The sequence below is a fragment of the Acidithiobacillus sp. AMEEHan genome, from assembly GCF_030996345.1.
GTDB lineage: Bacteria > Pseudomonadota > Gammaproteobacteria > Acidithiobacillales > Acidithiobacillaceae > Igneacidithiobacillus.
In genome coordinates this window covers 2,291,853-2,308,085 of record NZ_CP118747.1, presented here as the reverse complement: position 1 = coordinate 2,308,085, position 16,233 = coordinate 2,291,853, and the positions used below count along the sequence as shown (strand labels likewise).

The window sequence follows — 16,233 nt, the reverse complement described above, 5'->3', positions numbered from 1 at the left end:
CGAGGTGACTATGTCGCTGTGGGACAAGATTCAGAAGGGAATCCAGGAAGTTACCGAGGACCTGGAAAAGACGGTTGCCAACGTCGCGAGCCAGGTGAGCGCGGTCAACGTCGCCCCCAGTGCGGCGGCGCAGCAGCGGGCGGCGGAATGGCAGATGGCCTTGCAGCAACGACGTCTGCCCAGTTTTGTGCAGGAGCGTTTGCGCAATACCGCAGCCGGACAACGTCCGTGGATACAAAGTGGCCCGGTTGCCGCGCTGCTGATGGAACGTAGTCACGGCATCCATCCGCTCGGCATGGTGGGAGGCAATTGTTGGTATCACTTCGGTTTTTCCTGGACCCAAGGGCATTATGAAGGGTGGCACCAGGCTATCGATCGCCTGCGCCTGGAGGCGGTGGCGATGGGTGCCAACGCTGTCCTCAACGTCGATATGCGCGTGCGTCACGGCGATGGCGAGGATATGGATTACGCCCTGATGGGCACCGCAGTGCGTATCCAGGATCTGCCTCCGGCCTGGGAGCCGGCCGTGGCGACGGTGTCGTCGCTGGAGTTCGTGCGTTTGCTGGAAGAGGGGGTGGTGCCAGTGGGTATTGCCATTGGTGCCGAGTATGACTGGTACCAGCCCTGGGGTGGGACGGTGCTCGATCAAGCCAGCCAGGCGGCGCCCTTTGCCACGCGCTACTGGAATATGGAGATCCCGGATCTCTCGAGCTTTCAGGAAAACGTCCGCCGTCGCGCGCTCTATAACCTGCGCGAAGACGGCCGCAAGCTGGGGGCGGGGGTCCTCGCCCATACTCAGTATTCCCAGTTGTTCCGCGTCAATAACGAACAAGGGGAGGGCTTCCTCTGCCGGCACATCGCCATTGGCACCGCCGTCAGCTACGAGCCTTCCCGCGCACCGCAACACGAATTGCTCCCCACGGTTTCTCTGGGAGGGCCGTTGCATTCTTTCCGCCCCCATCGCAAGGATCTCCTATGACTGAAGAAGTGATTGCTCCCCACGCCGTAGAACGTCTCAAGGGCCTCCGCTCCCAAGGGAGTCACGAAGGCATTTTCACCTCCGACCTCTCCGTGAACGAATTTGTCATGGTGCGTAAAGCGGAATTCGAGCCCCTGGGGCTGGTGGTCGGCTCGTGCATCTATCACATGGGCATCCAGTATGGCAGCTGGAATCAAAACATGGAGATGGACGTTCTTTCGCAGGCGATGTATCAGGCCCGTGAGTTGGCCATGAGCCGCATGGAACAGGAGGCCATCATCCTGCAGGCGGATGGCGTGGTTGGTGTGCGCCTGGAAGTAAAGCGCATGGACTGGGACCAGGACATTCTGGAATTCATGGCCATCGGTACGGCCATTGCGCACCGTTCGGGTGCACCGGGATTCAAGGGAGTCGGCGGCAAGCCTTTCACCAGTGATCTCTCCGGCCAGGACTTTTGGATGTTGCTGGAGGCAGGGTATCGCCCCATGGAAATGGTAATGGGTTCCTGTGTCTACCATGTAGCCCACCAGGGTGTGCTGCGCAGCATGGGGAATATCGGCCGCAATACCGAGCTGGAGCAGTTTACCCAGGCCATGTACGACGCCCGCGAATTGGCCATGGAGCGGATGCAGCAGGAGGCAGCCGATGCCCAGGCGGATGGCATCACCGGCGTCCAGTTGCATGAGGGGAGTCATAACTGGAAGCCGCACGTGATCGAGTTTTTTGCTGTGGGTACGGCGGTGAAGGCGATGGATGATGCAGACCACCGGGTAGATGCCCTGCGTCCGCAGCTGGTCTTGCCCGTCAACGATTAAATTTGCAGGAGAACGAGCATGTCATTATTCAAGCACGCATCGGAAATTGTGCAGGCGCGCATCAATCATTTTCTGGACAATGCCGAGGATCCTTCGGAGACTTTGGACCTTTCCTACGAAAAGATGATGAGCAATCTGCAGGATACCAAACGCCATCTGGCCGATGTCGCCACCGAAAAACTGAGTTTGGAGCATCAGATGGCCGATGCCAAAAAAGCGGCGGACCAGGCCGAGGCCGATGCCCGCACGGCGCTGCAGGCCAACCGGGAAGACCTCGCCAAGGCGGAGCTCGCCCAAAAGCAGGCCGCCTTGGCCAAGCTGCAGTCGCTGCAGGAGGCGCATGACAAGATTGCGGCACAAGTCGACAAACTTACGGAGTTCGAGACCAAGCTGCAGGACCGGATCGAGTCCTTTCGTACCCAGAAGGAAGTGATGAAGGGCGAGTTGGCGGCCTCCCAGGCCGAGATCCAAGCCGAGAATTCGCTGTCTGGACTGGGCAAGGGCATGAACGACGCCGGCGAGGCGATGCAGCGCGTGCAGGATCGTCTGGGGCAATCGCAGAGCAAGGCCGAGGCGATGGAAGCGCTGATGGATTCGGGCGCCATCGATGATCCCCTCGATCATCGCAGCAAGACCGACAAAGAGATGGCGCAACTGCGCGAGCAAAGTGGCGTCGATGACGATCTTGCGCGGCTCAAGGCGGAGATGGCGAAATCTCAGCCAGCGAAGGGTTCAGGTTCGTAACGTAGATGATCCCGGCGGCAGCCCAGGTACCCAAGAGTTCTCGCGACCAGCCCAAGGGACATTCGTCTGTAGGAAAGGCCAGGGCATGGGCCTCGGTCAGGGTATGGGGGGACTCCAGCAACGCCGCTGCCAGACGCGCCTCCTGCAGCTCCAGTTCGCGGCTGAAAACACGGTCTTGGCGATCCCGGTAGATCAGCAGATAGCAGTCGCGCCTGGCCGGCGCTTGAGCCACCTCGGTGTTCTGGTGCACGGCGAAGGGGTAATGTTGCAGACTGGCGCTGGGGGCGAGTTGCATCCATCCTTCGGCAAGGTTGCTCTCCCCGGATTCTGCCGAATTCTCGATGATGGCCAGGTGCAGAGTGAGCCACTCCCAGTGCAGCAACGCGGGCAAATATTGCGGTAGTTCAAGGTAGTCTTCGAGGTGCCCGAGCACAAATTCGCAGAAGGCGCCGGGTACGGCATGAAAGCTGGGGCTGGGGCAGTCGCCGTGGGCTAGAAAATCGTCGAGCAGCGTTTCCCACGCCTCGCTGGTAAGATGGCGCCGTGTCTGGGGAAAGGCATCTTCGAGATTGGCGGCAAAGCTCGCGCGAACCATCTCGCGATACAATGCAAAAATTTCCGGCGACCATCCTGCTGGCAGAGGACCATGCGATCGGCGCACGCAACTAGCCACGTCGCGCAGGCGCTCCGCGTAGCTAGGCTGCGTCGGCGATGCCATGGCGTAGTCGTTGTAGTTCATCGAGAAGGGTTTCCAGGGGCGGGATGTCATTGTCCCATTCCAGGAGAGTAGGGCGCGCACCGAAACGCTGCCACGCCTCGCGCAGCAGTGCGGTGACTTCGGGACTTACGCCGCTGTCGTGGGTATCGATCAGCCATCCTGCCGGATGGATATAAAAGCCCGCGACGTGGTAGTAGCGGATGCGCTCTGCGGGTAAAGCAGCCAGGAAATCGCTGGCGGAGTAGTGGTGGTTCTGGCTGTTGACGAAAAGATTGTTGAGGTCGAGTAGGAGTTCACAGCCGCTCTCTTGCAGCACCGCCAGCAAAAATTCGAGCTCACTGCGGTCTGATTCCGGAAAGTCGCCATAGAAGGCGGTATTTTCCAGTACCAGGGGTTGCCCAAGAAAGTCTTGCACCCGCTGAATCCTTTCGACGGTCCAACGCAGGCTCTGCTCGTGGAAGGGAATGGGGAGCAGGTCGTGGAGGTAGCCCTGGGCGTCCTGACAATACGCCAAGTGCTCGCTGTAAACGACTGCGCCATGCGCACGCAGAAAGTCACGCAGGCGCAAAAGGAATTCTCGGTTGATGGGCTCGGGCCCGGCAATCGACAAAGAAAGCCCGTGACAAAAGAGCGGCTTATGCTTGAGTACCTGCTGCAAATCCCTAGCTGCCGGACCGGAAAAATCCAGCCAGTTTTCCGGCGCAATCTCCACGAAGTCTACGGGTAGGGACGTGCAACGCTGCGCGAACTCCGACAGGAACTCCCGTCTCAATCCGAGCCCCCAAGCCATTGCCGAGAAGTCTATTTGCCTGCCTCCGCCATCTTCTTCATGTACGTCTTGCCACACTTGCCGTCATGGGCGCGAATTTGCGCCTTGCTGGTGCAATGGGATTCCGCCATCTTACCCATGCTCCGTGAGCAGTTACCTTCCCCCATCATGCGGGAGCAGTTACCTTCGCCCATCTTCGTGCCATTTTGCGACATCTGTGCTTGCCCATTCATGGGCGGGGTCGTACTGGCGTCAGCCACTAGGGGCAGGCTGCCGAGACTCAGGGCAAAGAGCGAGGCCAAGCCCAATTTTGCGGATGTATTCATGGTGATTCCTCCGAATCGATTTGGAGTTCCGGTAACAGGAAGTCTCAAAGTCATAAGTATACCACAGTTCTGCTTGTGCTTTGTCCAAACATGCATGTCATCCTGGAAAATGGATATTCTTTCTCTGGATTGACGTAATACAGGTGCGGGGTATCCGCAGTTTCTCAGCAAGCGAGTCATGCGGCGCTAGACCTCGCTGACGTTGCTGAGTCCCAGTCGGGTCATGCGCCGCCACAGCGTGACCCGGTCGATACCGAGTTCGCGGGCTACCGCGCTGCGGTTGTTGCCGTGTTTTTGCAGAAGATTGGCGAGCAGATCCCGTTCATCTTCGCCGCTTTGGTCGCCATCTCCCGACGTGGGCGAGCGTTTCTGTACCCGCTCGACGAAATCCTGCGGTAGATCCGCCAGCTCCAGCTCTTCTCCATTGGCACAGATGCTGGCGTATTCCATAATGTTGCGTAGTTCCCGCACATTGCCGGGCCAGGGGTAATCCAGCAGTAGATGCTTGACCTCCGAGCCAATCTTGCGCGCCTCCCGACCGCCGAACTTGGCCAAGAAGTAATTCGCCAGATGGACGATATCGGAACGCCGCTCGCGCAAAGGAGGTACATTCACAGGGATGACATTGAGGCGGTAGAACAGATCGGCGCGAAAGTCGCCCCGCTCAACCGCATCCTTCAGACCCTGGTTGGTGGCCGCCACTACCCGCACATCGACCTTGCGCGTCTTCATTGAGCCGATCGGCTCAAAGGCCTGTTCCTCCAACACCTTTAGCAACTTAGCCTGATGCGGTTTAGATAATTCGCTGATTTCGTCCAGGAACAGGGTTCCACCATCGGCGGCGGCAAAACGTCCGATACGATCACCAACGGCGCCGGTATAGGCACCCTTTACCGCACCAAAGAATTCTGCCTCCCAGAGGTTCTCCGGAATGGCAGCACAGTTCACCTCTACCAATGGTTTGTGTGCACGCTGGCTGGTGTCGTGCAGCAGACGCGCGAGCATGCCCTTGCCGGTACCGGACTCGCCCTGAATCAGGACGCTCGCGTCGCTGGGAGCTACCTGCTCGATCAGTTCGATCGCCCGCAGCATCTGCGGATCCTTACTGTGAATTCCGGCACGTGCCTCTCCGGACAGGTTGCGTTCTGCCTGCCGCAGGGTAGTCACATCTTCGATGAAAAAGACCCGATATTTTTTGTCGCGATGCCGTACCATGCGGGTACGGATGGCGAGGATCCGGGTTTCGTTGTCAACGGTAACGACGCGATCCCAACTGATGCAGTTTTCCGTTGGCCGACTCACCGCATCGTCATGACCCGCGGAGATTGCCGCGCGCACAATTTCCTTTTGCAACTGCAAGTTGGGGATGTCGCGCAGTTGCGTGACCGATTGGATGCCGAGAAAACGGTCAGCCACGGGATTGTGATACAGGAGTTTACCTTGTGGGTCGGCAACCATCATGCCAAAGGTCATGCCCTCCAGGATTTGCGGCATGACGGTACAAACAATTTCCAGTGCTTTGTCATCGAGGTCGGCCATGATCACCTTTCCTGTATCGGGCCGGGACGGCTCATCCCATATCCGTAGGAACCGACCTGACCATAGGGGTCTGGGTAGGGAGCTTGCAGCGGTCCATACGGGGCAGCATAGTCCGCTTGCGGCGGCAATGGCAAAGGATGATCAGGTCCGGAATAGGGGCTGTGCTGATTTGCCCAAGGCACCAAGCCAGCAAAAAACGAGAAGGGAGGAGAGACGTTCTTGTTCAGACTCCAGAAATCCGCCTGCATTTGGCCGGTAGCTTGCGCCATGTAATCGGTCGATGCCGTCATCTGCCGCATGTTTTGTGCCATGCTATCCATATTGCGCTGCACATTGGGGCTCAGGGCCTGCACCTGTTTGGTCATCTCTCGCAGATCTCGACTCATGGCCACCGCCAGATAAAACTCGTATGCCGCCAACACCAGAAAAGCCGTTAGCGCTGCAAAAACGATCATGCGTAACTGACGGTCAGACAGCCCAGCCAAGTTGTGGTGCTCTGGTGCGGGTGTTTGGGGTTCCTGCGCCATCAATGAGTCTCCTTGTGTGGGGATGCACTCGCTAAAAGCTTTGCCGCGAGCGGGGGATCAAGACGCTGCAGCGTGGGAAGCAATGCACCTGCTTCCAGAGGGCGACCAGCGGCCATCAACGCGCGAGCAGCATGGTAGTAATTCTGCGCGGCCGCGCGCGGATAGCCAATTTGTAGGTAGATATTCCCCAGTTCGCCATACCAGCGTGCTTGCGGGTGTTCCTTGATCAGCTCCTGGTAGCTTGCAATGGCAGCGGCAATGTCTCCATGCCAATAGGCGGCGCGAGCCTGTTCCACCAGCTTTTCCACCGCAGCCCTCTGCGCTCGAGGAGACGCCTTGGCCATAGCCATCTTCGTCGATGTCTCCGTTTTCTTCGCTGGCTCGGATTGTTTTACTGACTGGGCTAGATGGTCCGTCGAAGAGGTCTTTGTGGCTGCTTTGCTCGTGTTCGGCTTTGTCGGCTCCGCAGCCATTGCCGTGCCAGCGAAGAGGGTAATCGCGACACTCAGCAGCAAGGGAAGGCGAGTCAGGTGATTGGTAGGCATCGCGCGGGTTAGATGAATTCGTGAAGAGGTCATCGGGCAAGCTCCTCCTGCAGATGTGCGGCCGCCTCCGGATCAAGGCGCATGAGGATGGGAATGAGTGCAGCTGCCTCTCGGTAGTTTCCCTGAAGGAGCAACAGACGCCCGGCATGGGCGTAGGCCGTAGCCGCGGCAATGCGCTGGCCGGAGTGCCAGAGCACGTTGCCGAGCTCACCATACAGTGCTGCATGCCCAGGATTGGCGTTGATAAGCGCGCGGTAGTCGCCAATGGCAACGGGGTACTCTCCCAACCAAAACGCTTGTCGCGCGGCCATGAGCAGGGACAGTTGTCGCTCATTGAGCTGCGCCTGGGAGCGAGTAGGTGGTGAGACAGCCTCGGGGGCAGCCGATTGGCTCGGCGTTGGCGGCGGTATCGCCAGGGTCATAGGTACGGGATGCTGTGCCGGCGCCACCGTTGCCGGCGAACTTGGACGGGGCTGTTTCTGACCCTGGAAATCCTGCCAGTGTCTGAGGAAAAATGTTCGCACGGTCCGCCAGTCCTTCTGCCAGGTGTCCGGATGCTGGATGGTAACGATTCCGAACAAGACAATGACCACTAGGATCACGAGAAAAATCAAACGCGCAATGAAAGCTCGCATATCAGCGCTCCTCCCCTCTGGCTGTTTTCATGGCTGAAAGGGCCCGGGAGGGGGTGGCACCTCGCTCGGAAACGACGTGACTGACGCCGGGGAGTTCTGCCACGCTTGCTCGTTTGGATAGCCGTAGTAGGCGTCACTGGGTGGATAGGCGGCTGGCTGCTGCGCATAGGCAGCTGGCGGGTAGACTCCTCCCTGATAGCTCGCACCACCGTAATAGCCCTGATAGGGGCCGTTGTAGGCCCCATAGTCGCCAGTACTGAAACGCATGGGTCCGCCGTATGGTCGCTGGATTCGCAAGCTGCCCATACTCCATGGGCCCATACTTCCAGTGAATGGGCCGCCAAAGCCGGCAAAGGGGCCGGCGCTATCGTCCCACGGAGCCCAGCCTTCCCAGGGTCCCCAGGCAAATGCAGAACTGCTGACCAGGCACAGTGCCGCGGCGATGGTGAGGCGAGCAATCGCCTGATTTGCTTTTTTATTGGCCATTTGCATTGCTCCTCTGCTCACCACCAACCCATGGGTGACATTGGTCCCCACGGCGACATAGGGCTACCCCAGGCCGACCAGGGGCTCCCACCCCACGGAGAACCACCCCACGGGCTACCCCAACTGGACCAGGGTGTGCCACCTCCACCCCAGTCAGACCATGGCATACCACCACCCCAGGGTATTCCGCCCGATCCAGCCCAAGGGCTGCCATAGCTCCCCCAGGGCATGCCTCGGAAATTCATGGGTCCGCCATGGGGAAAGCGCATGCTGAAACTCCCCATACTCCAGGGGCCGAAACTTCCGCTGCCCGGTCCGCCATATCCGCTCCAAGGACCGGCGTAACTGTTCCATGGCGAGCGGTAAGCACTTCCACCCCAGGGGTTCCAGCCCGACCAGGAATTGCCCCCCGACCAGGGCATGCCACCCCCCACCAAGGTCCCCATGCCAGAGCGCTCAATGGCAGGGCCAGAGTCACAGCACTAGCGATTGCTACGACCAGCTTTGTCTTTCTCATGACGATTCACCTCTTGAAATTCGGTATGGCTGTTGCCCATTGCATCGCTGCAAGATCATCTGGGTCCCCAGGGGCCCCTCGCCCAGGCTGGTGGGCCGTAGGGTCGCGGACCTTCCCACTGCGGTGGCGGGGGATAAGGTGCTGGAGCCATGGGACCATAACCAGGAGCCATGTCCGCGGGGTAGGGGGCGGGACCGTTCATTTCTGGTATCGGCGGATAGGGTCCACGCGGTGGAGGACCGTAAGCCTCTGGCGGCGGTCCGTAAGGCTGTGGGCCTCCCCAGCGCGGTGGCGGGGGATAGGGTGATGGGGCGATGGGACCATAACCGGGAGGCATGCCCGCCGGGTAGGGGACGGGACCGTTCATTTCTGGTATCGGCGGATAGGGTCCACGCGGTGGAGGTCCGTAAGCCTCTGGCGGCGGTCTGTAAGGCTGTGGGCCTCCCCAGTGCGGCGGCGGGGGATAGGGCGCTGCCGATGCATATCCACGGCCCATGGGTCCGCCTTGCCGTCCATAAGTGAGCCTCGTCCCGGGGGATAGGGGTTGTATCCCGAAGCCGCCGGGTAGGCAGGTGCCTGCCCCATCCAAGGGCTGCTACTTGCGCCTTCACTCAACTCGCGGGGTGAGACGGGATAAGGGCCGGGGGGCGGTGGGACATACGCTACTGATTGTGCTCGAAGTGGCATCTGCACAGGCGCATAGCCATTGTCAGGCTGGCCCATCCCGGTTGCCGAACTCGGCCCCTCTCTCCATACCGACGGGCCTTCCCGTTGCGTCGCCGGTGTAGAGGACCAGGGAATCATACCCGGGTAACCCGTACCGTTCGATGCAATCCCATTTCCAGAATCGCTCCAGCCTTGGGTAAAGGCGGGCATGGCTAGCGCGCTGGCACTGGCAAGACAAGTGACGGCAGCGACCAGCGAGAGGGCGCGCAAGCGGCAGGATGAATGTTTGTGGATCATGCTTATTCTCCTCAGGATGATTACTTGCCAGATCGGCGCGTGAAAAAATGACGCCAGGACGCCAAAAACCAAATGAAATCGTTCCAAAAGCTGTGCAACAGTAGAGAGATGAACGTGATCAGGGACGTCAACGAAGATGTTTTTCGCAGGCGCTGCTGCGGGGTGGGTGGCACATCCTCCCTGCGTGTCAGTGGCAACTCGCTGGCGTTGACCACGATCCAGTTCCTTCGGCTCATGGGAAAGGGTGCTTGGTGACCATGACTGCCATCGCCCAAATCAACGCTGGCGGGGCAGAAGGCACGGCGTCCGCTGACGCAGCCCATGGGAATGACCAGCAGGGTGAGGATGGTGGATACCATCACACCAAAGAGCAGAGAAATTCCCATACCACGGAAGATGGGCGAGGTGATGATTTCTGCCGAACCCAACATCAGCGCCAAGGCGGTGATGACGATCGGCCGGGTGCGCGTTGCGCAGGCCTCGATTAGGGCATCGAGAACGGGATAGCCGTCAGCCACTTTCCTCTGCGAGTAGTCCACCAGCAGGATCGAGTTGCGGACGATGATGCCCGCCAGAGCAATGAAGCCAATCATCGAGGTAGCGGTAAAACTGGCGCCGAAGAGCCAGTGCCCAGGCAGAATCCCAATCAGAGTCAGCGGAATGGGCACCATGATGATCGCGGGAATGACGAAATTCCCGAATTCCCAGACCACCAACATGTAGATCAACACCAGGGCGACCATGAATGCAGCACCCATGTCGCGGAAGGTCACGTAGGTCACGGTCCATGCCCCGCCCCACTTGATGCTCGCGGTATCACCACTGGGTTGGCTGATCCAATCGATACCCAGGGCTTTGCCCGTTGGTGCCAGATAGTGACTGAGCGCGGCTTCCACCTCCAACATGCCATACAGTGGTGCGTTCAGGCGGCCCTGCGTATCCCCCATCACATATTGTACGGGGCGCAGATCCTGCTGGTAGATGGGTGCTTGTGCAGGGACGCGCGCAAAGTTCCCCACACTATAGAGGGGCACTGAGCCATAATAGGGTGAAGGGACAGGCAGGCTCGCCAGATTCTGCACGTTGCTGCGCAGGGCCAGGGGGGCTTGCAGGCGCATGGGTACCGCGAGGTCCTGGCCAAACGGGTGAAAATCCCCCAGGGAATACCCACCCATGACCATCGCCAGGGTCTGATTCACGGTCGCGTTGCTGATTCCCGCCATGCCAGCCCGGGTGCTATCTACCTGGAAGGCGAGCAGATCGTGCGGCGCCATCAGGGTGCTGTTGACGTCGGTCAGGTTCTTGCTGTGTTCAAAGACCGCAACCAGATGCCGGGCAACGGCATCCCGCACCTCGCTGGAAGGTCCGTAGACCTCTGCCACCACCGGGGCGAGCACCGGCGGTCCGGGCGGGGTTTGTACGACCTGAATGCGTGCCCCCCAACTCGCAGCGATTGCCTTGATCCGCTCGCGTGCTACGGTAGCCAGGTGAGCGCTGGAGGCAGAGCGTTGGTCGCTATTCACCAACTGCACGTGGATCATCGCTTGCCAAGGCTGATGGCGCAGATAGTAATGGCGGACCATCCCATTAAAATCATAGGGCTCTGGGGCGCCGACGTAGCTTTGCAGCGCGCGGACATCCTTCATGTCTTGCAAGCGCTCCTGAATGGCATAGGTAGCATTGGCGGTTTCCGCCAGGGCCGTGCCGGCAGGCATGTTGACCACCACGTTGAAGGCATCCGAATTGCCGTGCGGGAGCATGGTAAACGGCACCCACTCCAGCAAAAACAACGCAAGACTGCCAATGAAGGCCAGGATGATGCCGCCCAAAAAGAGGCGTCCATAGAGCTTTCGGCGCACCAAGGGAATTAAGGTTTGGGCGAAGAACCTGCGTAACCATGCTGCCTGCTTGGACTCGCGGTGATGCATCTTCTCCAGCACCCGCAAACTCGGCTTGAAGCGCAGAATCAGCCATGGCCCCAGGGCAAAGGCAATGAAGAGGGAGGACAACATTGCCACCGACCCCAATACCGGGATGGGAGCCATGTATGGGCCCATCATGCCCCCCACAAAGCCCATGGGCAGCAGGGCCGCAATCACCGTGAAGGTAGCCAGCGTGGTCGGGTTGCCCACCTCGCGCACGGCATCGATCAGGGTGTCGGTTGCGGTGCTGTTCTCCAGCAACCAGCGGCGGTAGACATTTTCGACAACGACGATGGAGTCATCGACCAGGATACCAATGGAGAAAATGAGTCCGAACAGACTGACGCGATTGATAGTGATGCCGACGATCCAGGCGGCAAAGACCGTAATCAGCAGGATCAGTGGGATGGTGATGACCACAACGGCCGCCGCCCGCCAGCCGAGAGTGAGGAAAATTAGCAGCGTTACCGCGGCAGTGGCAACAAAGAGCTTGAAGAGCAGAGAGTTGACCTTGGCATTGGCCACCTTGCCATCGTCGCGGGTGATGCTGAGGTGGACATCAGTGGGAATGACCGTGCCTTCCAGAGAATGCGCCTTGGCGATCAAGGCCTGGGCTACGGAAACCGCATTGCTGCCCGCCGTTTTTGCGAGAGCGATAGTGACCGCTGGCGCATTCTGCACGGCCGGGCCATGGCTACCGGCGCCTGTCGTGTAGGAGACCAGACTATGTGGAGTGGACGGTCCGTAGCGCACGGAAGCCACTTGCGCCAGATACACCGGCGCGCCCTGAAAGACCCCGACCACCAAATTCTCGACTTGCTGCGGGCTGCGCAAAAAGCCGCCACTGAGAATCGCTAACTGACTGTTGTTGCCTTCCGCACTCCCGCTCTGTAATTCCTGGTTGGCAGATTCCACGACCTTGGCGACGGCCTGTGGGGTTAGCCCAAAGGCGGCCAGACGAGTCGGCTGCACGTCGATATTCAGGGCATCGGTTGCGCCGTGGATGATGAAACTCTCGCCGGTGTTCGGGACTTCTTTCAATCGCTTGAGAACGCTTGCGGCAATCTCGTTCAAAGTGCCAGGACCCACGCTTTGCGACCAGACGGTAAAGGTCATGAAGGGCACGCTGTTGATGCCTTTGGCGCGAACCAGCGGCCTGCCCGCCCCCGGAGGGATGCGATTCATGTTGGCTGCGAGCTTGTTATAGACCGCAACCAACGACGGAGCCATGTGCTCACCGACGACAAAGCGCACAGTGACCATCGCCTCGCCTTCGTTGGACACCGAGTAGACGTGACGCACTCCCGGCAGCTCGCTCATCAACTGTTGCAGGGGATCCGTCACCATGCGCGCAACTTCCGCTGGCGAATGGCCGGGATAGGGCACAAAGATGTCCACCATGGGCACGGAAATCTGTGGATTAGCCGCCCGCGGGGTCGAAATCAGACCAAGTACACCGGCGGCCAAGAGGACGATAAGCAAAAGAGGGGCCAGCGGCGAGTTGACAAAAATTCGCGCAATGTTGCCCGCCAGACCCAGGCTTTTTTCCTCAGGCTTGCTCGGCTCCTCACGGGCGCCATTGCCATTACAGTTGGCGCTGCTCATGCATTGGCTCCCGGCGTGCCGTTCTCTGCCGTCTGCAGGTGGTATCCGGAACCGACGCCGGCAGGGGGATCATTGACGATCACGTCCCCTGGACGCAACCCTGACAGTACCTGCACCTGATCATTGGCGAGCGGTTCCCCCAGACGCAGCACCCGCAATTGTGTCATCCCATCCTGATCGACCAGCACCGACGGCAGACTGTGTCCGGGAAGCAGGGCAGTACGTGGGATTGCCACCCCCAAGCTAGTGGACTGCGCAGCCGGCAGGCGAACCGTTACATAGTCGCCAGCGCGGATGCCGGAGTTGGCCGGTAGCCCCAGCTTCACTGCCAAGGTGTGGGTCTGTGCATTGGCTTCGGGGGCGATCTGGATGATTTGCGCGCGCACAACACCGGCGTCATTGGGCGCACGCACCTGAAGGATATCTCCCAGCTGCAGTCCGTTACTCATGCTGGTAGGTACTTCGACGAGGATCTGTGCGGGACCCGCTCCGCCCAGGACCAACAAGGATTGCCCTGGCTGCACTACATCGCCGGGATTCACGTCTTTTTGCAAGATCACGCCGTAGAAAGGGGAAACCCCGTAGGCATCCCGAATTTCGGCATCGATCTCGCGAATGTGCCAAGCGGCAGACTGCAGGGTGGTCTGCGCCTGCATCGCTGCGGCGCGCCGGTTGTCCAGGGTGGCGAGATAGTTGGCCCAGGGGTTTTGCTGGTTCCCCATCATCGCCGCCATACCCTGACCGAACCACGCGAAGGGATTCCAAGGGTTGCTTCCGCCACCGTAGTTATAGAGTTGTACTTGGTACTGCGAATAGCCATTACCCAGGGCGATCTGCGCTGCCTGATAGGCGGCTTCGGCCTGCGCCCGCTGCGCACGCAACGCTTGGGTGCCCAGGCCAACGACCACCTCGCCGGAGCGCACTGGGGTACCGGCCGGCCCCGCCACGTATTCGATCCGCCCGCCCGTCTGGGCACGCAACACCACCACCTGACCGGGAATCGCGCGGGCGCCGAGTAAGGGCCCCAAAGAGGGAGCGGCATGCACCTTGACCAAGCTGGGTTCAGCGAAGGCAAACCCCGGGGCTACGCTCAACGCGAGACAGGGGAGTAGGCGCCAAAGAGAAGAAGTTCGGGCAGTCATGGTTGAGACATTCCTCGAAATAGGCATTTTTCACCGAAAAAGCATATTCCATGCCACTTCGTAACAAATTGTTTTATAATAAAGTATTATTTCTGGAGCTCTGATAGTGTTGCGACCCAGATCGGACAAAAAAGCAAAAACAAAGGACTAGACCGTTGCAGTGGCGCTGTTGCGTTGCGGTGGCGTCTGCATCACCTCTTTAACTCGCTGATTAGTGTCCTGATGATCACTGTGAGGCACATTTTCGTGGCTTTTAGCGTAAGTGCTGCAACGCTTGCAACAATCGAGAAATTCGTAACGTATTGAAAAAATTAGATTACTATTTTTCTTGTTGCACATATGTTGTGTAGCAGCGTTGTCAGACTAGTATAAATATCAATGAGTTACATGATGGCATGGAATCTGCTGTAAAGCAGCTAGGCGATCTCCTACATGGATTGCCAGGTTCCGTCAGGACTCCCGTCGTACAGGTAATCCGCACGGAGTGAAATTACAGTGTGTGTAAGGAGTGCGTCGATGAAAACGTTGATTCAGAAGAAAACTTGGATCGTGGGATCAGTAGTAGCGGCTGGCGTGTCAGCATTGTTAGTCGCAGCGCCTGCCTTTGCGTGGGGCCCGTGGGGAGGATTTCCGTGGGGTGATGGCTACAGCAACCCGTTCTGGGGAAACAGCGGACCATTCAGCGGCTATGGTGGCCCCTTCACCGGAAATAGTGGCCCGTGGGACATGGGCTCGATGAGCTTCAACGCGCCCCATGGTGGACCCATGAACTTTGACAGTGGCCGCTACGGCGGCTACGGACAAGGCTACAATGGCTATTATGGCGGGGCCTATGGAAATGGATACGACGAAGGCTATGGCTACAACAACTATCCACCGGCCTATCCCCAGTACCAGCCGCGTTCCCCCTACCCAGCCTATGGCGGCGGGTACCCGGCGCCGCAGTACCCGCAACAGGCCCAGAACTATGCGCCACCTGCAGGTCCCTACGGCTACGGACCCGCTTACAACCCCTACGATGGCTATGGTTACGGGTATCGGTAAAGCGATCGCACGCCATATCGGCGGACGGTATGGCGGACTTTTGGTGCAATGAATAGTGGAGATACCTATGACGAAGAAAGATGATGAGCTCGTTGCGGAAACGCCTGCTGAGCCCTCTTCCAACGCAGTAGATGCGGAGGTTTCCGCTCCGGCTAGCGGAGAGGACTCCGCGTCGGTGATCCAGGCGGAAACCGAAAGTGCTTCCGGCACGACGCCGCCGCAGATGAAAACAGATACCGGGACGACGGCGCCCAACATTACAGGCTCGGGTACCAGCACACCCAAGCTCGGAGCCGGGGCGGCCGGAACGACTCCGCCTGGAACTCCGCCTGGCAGCGGAAGCAGCTACCCGCCCCTACCGCCGCGGCAACCCAGGAAAAGCGTCGCCAGGCTGGTCTTTTCCTGGCCGGCATTGGTTTTTCTGTTGGTGATCATTATCATCATCCTGTTTATCTGGGGAATTACAGCCAACCAGGCCAATATGCCAGAAAAGAAGTCCGTAGAGCGGCCGTCGCAGAAAACCCTGCAAGTCGCTCCCATCGCTGCCCCGGGGATGGCGACCGCGGAGCCAGCGCCGAAATTGAGTGCGGATCAACAACAAGAGTTGATGTCGGCGCGGGCAGCTTACTGGCACCATGACATTCCCGCAGCCATCAGTCAATATGAAGATTTGATCAAAAAGGTGCCAGACGCAGCCTTCGCCTACGGCGAATTGGGCAATGTGTATTACATGAATGGCCAACGGGAGAAAGCCGCAGAAAACTTTGAACGTGCGGCTCTGCTGCTGATCCAGCAGGGTCATGACCAACGGGCTGCCAGTCTCATTCCTGTCCTGGGTGCCCTCGATCCGGCAATGGCGCAAAAGGTACAAGTAGCCCTATCGCACAGTCCACAGGATGACGGCTATGGCGCGGACCTTCCTGTGCAGTAACGAATATTTGCATGGCTAAGGCGGGG

At 59.2% G+C, this 16,233-nt stretch carries 16 protein-coding genes; 5 read left to right on the top strand and 11 right to left on the bottom strand.

Translation table 11 applies throughout. The annotated features are described in order from the left end of the window. Window positions 1–10 precede the first annotated feature (10 nt). From ORD17_RS11750 to ORD17_RS11740, 3 genes are read left to right on the top strand one after another with little or no spacing between them, the layout of a single operon-like run. A complete protein-coding gene (locus ORD17_RS11750; RefSeq protein ID WP_308390098.1) occupies window positions 11–979 on the top strand; it encodes a heavy metal-binding domain-containing protein in 969 nt (322 codons plus the stop codon). After that, window positions 976–1,794 carry a heavy metal-binding domain-containing protein gene (locus ORD17_RS11745; protein ID WP_308388686.1) on the top strand — a complete coding sequence of 273 codons (819 nt, stop codon included), beginning with the start codon at window positions 976–978 and terminating at the stop codon, window positions 1,792–1,794. The genes ORD17_RS11750 and ORD17_RS11745 overlap by 4 nt, the downstream gene beginning before the upstream one ends. 18 nt (window positions 1,795–1,812) lie before the next feature. Continuing rightward, entirely contained in the window at window positions 1,813–2,538 is a 726-nt protein-coding gene (locus ORD17_RS11740) for a PspA/IM30 family protein (protein WP_308388685.1), read from the top strand. On the opposite strand, the gene ORD17_RS11735 is transcribed toward ORD17_RS11740, so the two are convergent. The 11 genes from ORD17_RS11735 to ORD17_RS11685 form a co-directional block, all read right to left on the bottom strand. Then, window positions 2,489–3,277 carry a putative DNA-binding domain-containing protein gene (locus ORD17_RS11735; RefSeq protein ID WP_308388684.1) on the bottom strand — a complete coding sequence of 263 codons (789 nt, stop codon included), beginning with the start codon at window positions 3,275–3,277 and terminating at the stop codon, window positions 2,489–2,491. The genes ORD17_RS11740 and ORD17_RS11735 overlap by 50 nt on opposite strands. Beyond that, window positions 3,234–4,028, bottom strand: coding sequence for a DUF692 domain-containing protein (locus tag ORD17_RS11730; protein WP_308388683.1), 795 nt, complete (start codon window positions 4,026–4,028; stop codon window positions 3,234–3,236). The genes ORD17_RS11735 and ORD17_RS11730 overlap by 44 nt, the downstream gene beginning before the upstream one ends. A gap of 29 nt (window positions 4,029–4,057) precedes the next feature. Next, entirely contained in the window at window positions 4,058–4,351 is a 294-nt protein-coding gene (locus ORD17_RS11725) for a hypothetical protein (RefSeq protein WP_308388682.1), read from the bottom strand. Window positions 4,352–4,537: 186 nt separating this feature from the next. Continuing rightward, window positions 4,538–5,890, bottom strand: a complete 1,353-nt coding sequence (locus tag ORD17_RS11720; protein ID WP_308388681.1) for a sigma 54-interacting transcriptional regulator — start codon at window positions 5,888–5,890, stop codon at window positions 4,538–4,540. Between the two features lie 2 nt (window positions 5,891–5,892). Next, a complete protein-coding gene (locus ORD17_RS11715) occupies window positions 5,893–6,417 on the bottom strand; it encodes a DUF948 domain-containing protein (protein ID WP_308388680.1) in 525 nt (174 codons plus the stop codon). Further along, window positions 6,417–6,995, bottom strand: a complete 579-nt coding sequence (locus ORD17_RS11710; protein ID WP_308388679.1) for a hypothetical protein — start codon at window positions 6,993–6,995, stop codon at window positions 6,417–6,419. Before ORD17_RS11710 ends, ORD17_RS11715 begins: the two co-directional genes overlap by 1 nt. Continuing rightward, window positions 6,992–7,597 (bottom strand): hypothetical protein, encoded by a 606-nt coding sequence (locus ORD17_RS11705; RefSeq protein ID WP_308388678.1) that lies wholly within the window; start codon window positions 7,595–7,597, stop codon window positions 6,992–6,994. The genes ORD17_RS11710 and ORD17_RS11705 overlap by 4 nt, the downstream gene beginning before the upstream one ends. Before the next feature lie 27 nt (window positions 7,598–7,624). After that, window positions 7,625–8,083 (bottom strand): hypothetical protein, encoded by a 459-nt coding sequence (locus tag ORD17_RS11700; protein ID WP_308388677.1) that lies wholly within the window; start codon window positions 8,081–8,083, stop codon window positions 7,625–7,627. Between the two features lie 17 nt (window positions 8,084–8,100). Then, the gene (locus ORD17_RS11695; protein ID WP_308388676.1) at window positions 8,101–8,505 is read right to left on the bottom strand and encodes a hypothetical protein; all 405 of its coding nucleotides are present in this window, start codon (window positions 8,503–8,505) and stop codon (window positions 8,101–8,103) included. A gap of 1,078 nt (window positions 8,506–9,583) precedes the next feature. Further along, the gene (locus ORD17_RS11690; protein ID WP_308388675.1) at window positions 9,584–13,090 is read right to left on the bottom strand and encodes an efflux RND transporter permease subunit; all 3,507 of its coding nucleotides are present in this window, start codon (window positions 13,088–13,090) and stop codon (window positions 9,584–9,586) included. Next, the gene (locus ORD17_RS11685; RefSeq protein ID WP_308388674.1) at window positions 13,087–14,232 is read right to left on the bottom strand and encodes an efflux RND transporter periplasmic adaptor subunit; all 1,146 of its coding nucleotides are present in this window, start codon (window positions 14,230–14,232) and stop codon (window positions 13,087–13,089) included. Before ORD17_RS11685 ends, ORD17_RS11690 begins: the two co-directional genes overlap by 4 nt. A 516-nt stretch (window positions 14,233–14,748) precedes the next feature. Between ORD17_RS11685 and ORD17_RS11680 the strand changes: the two genes are divergently transcribed. Both ORD17_RS11680 and ORD17_RS11675 read left to right on the top strand, forming a co-directional pair. Next, window positions 14,749–15,276 carry a hypothetical protein gene (locus ORD17_RS11680; protein WP_308388673.1) on the top strand — a complete coding sequence of 176 codons (528 nt, stop codon included), beginning with the start codon at window positions 14,749–14,751 and terminating at the stop codon, window positions 15,274–15,276. A 67-nt stretch (window positions 15,277–15,343) separates the two neighbouring features. Beyond that, on the top strand, window positions 15,344–16,207 hold the full coding sequence (locus tag ORD17_RS11675) for a hypothetical protein (RefSeq protein WP_308388672.1): 864 nt from the start codon (window positions 15,344–15,346) through the stop codon (window positions 16,205–16,207). Window positions 16,208–16,233 lie beyond the last annotated feature (26 nt).

Bases quoted from the DNA above. Each gene is read 5' to 3' on its own strand.
- ORD17_RS11745 (WP_308388686.1), top strand. From the start codon at position 976: ATGACTGAAGAAGTGATTGCTCCCCACGCCGTAGAACGTCTCAAGGGC.
- ORD17_RS11715 (WP_308388680.1), bottom strand. From the start codon at position 6,417: ATGGCGCAGGAACCCCAAACACCCGCACCAGAGCACCACAACTTGGCT.
- ORD17_RS11690 (WP_308388675.1), bottom strand. From the start codon at position 13,090: ATGAGCAGCGCCAACTGTAATGGCAATGGCGCCCGTGAGGAGCCGAGC.
- ORD17_RS11705 (WP_308388678.1), bottom strand. From the start codon at position 7,597: ATGCGAGCTTTCATTGCGCGTTTGATTTTTCTCGTGATCCTAGTGGTC.
- ORD17_RS11695 (WP_308388676.1), bottom strand. From the start codon at position 8,505: ATGCCCTGGTCGGGGGGCAATTCCTGGTCGGGCTGGAACCCCTGGGGT.
- ORD17_RS11740 (WP_308388685.1), top strand. From the start codon at position 1,813: ATGTCATTATTCAAGCACGCATCGGAAATTGTGCAGGCGCGCATCAAT.
- ORD17_RS11680 (WP_308388673.1), top strand. From the start codon at position 14,749: ATGAAAACGTTGATTCAGAAGAAAACTTGGATCGTGGGATCAGTAGTA.
- ORD17_RS11700 (WP_308388677.1), bottom strand. From the start codon at position 8,083: ATGGCCAATAAAAAAGCAAATCAGGCGATTGCTCGCCTCACCATCGCC.
- ORD17_RS11735 (WP_308388684.1), bottom strand. From the start codon at position 3,277: ATGAACTACAACGACTACGCCATGGCATCGCCGACGCAGCCTAGCTAC.
- ORD17_RS11750 (WP_308390098.1), top strand. From the start codon at position 11: ATGTCGCTGTGGGACAAGATTCAGAAGGGAATCCAGGAAGTTACCGAG.
- ORD17_RS11720 (WP_308388681.1), bottom strand. From the start codon at position 5,890: ATGGCCGACCTCGATGACAAAGCACTGGAAATTGTTTGTACCGTCATG.
- ORD17_RS11685 (WP_308388674.1), bottom strand. From the start codon at position 14,232: ATGACTGCCCGAACTTCTTCTCTTTGGCGCCTACTCCCCTGTCTCGCG.
- ORD17_RS11675 (WP_308388672.1), top strand. From the start codon at position 15,344: ATGACGAAGAAAGATGATGAGCTCGTTGCGGAAACGCCTGCTGAGCCC.
- ORD17_RS11725 (WP_308388682.1), bottom strand. From the start codon at position 4,351: ATGAATACATCCGCAAAATTGGGCTTGGCCTCGCTCTTTGCCCTGAGT.
- ORD17_RS11710 (WP_308388679.1), bottom strand. From the start codon at position 6,995: ATGACCTCTTCACGAATTCATCTAACCCGCGCGATGCCTACCAATCAC.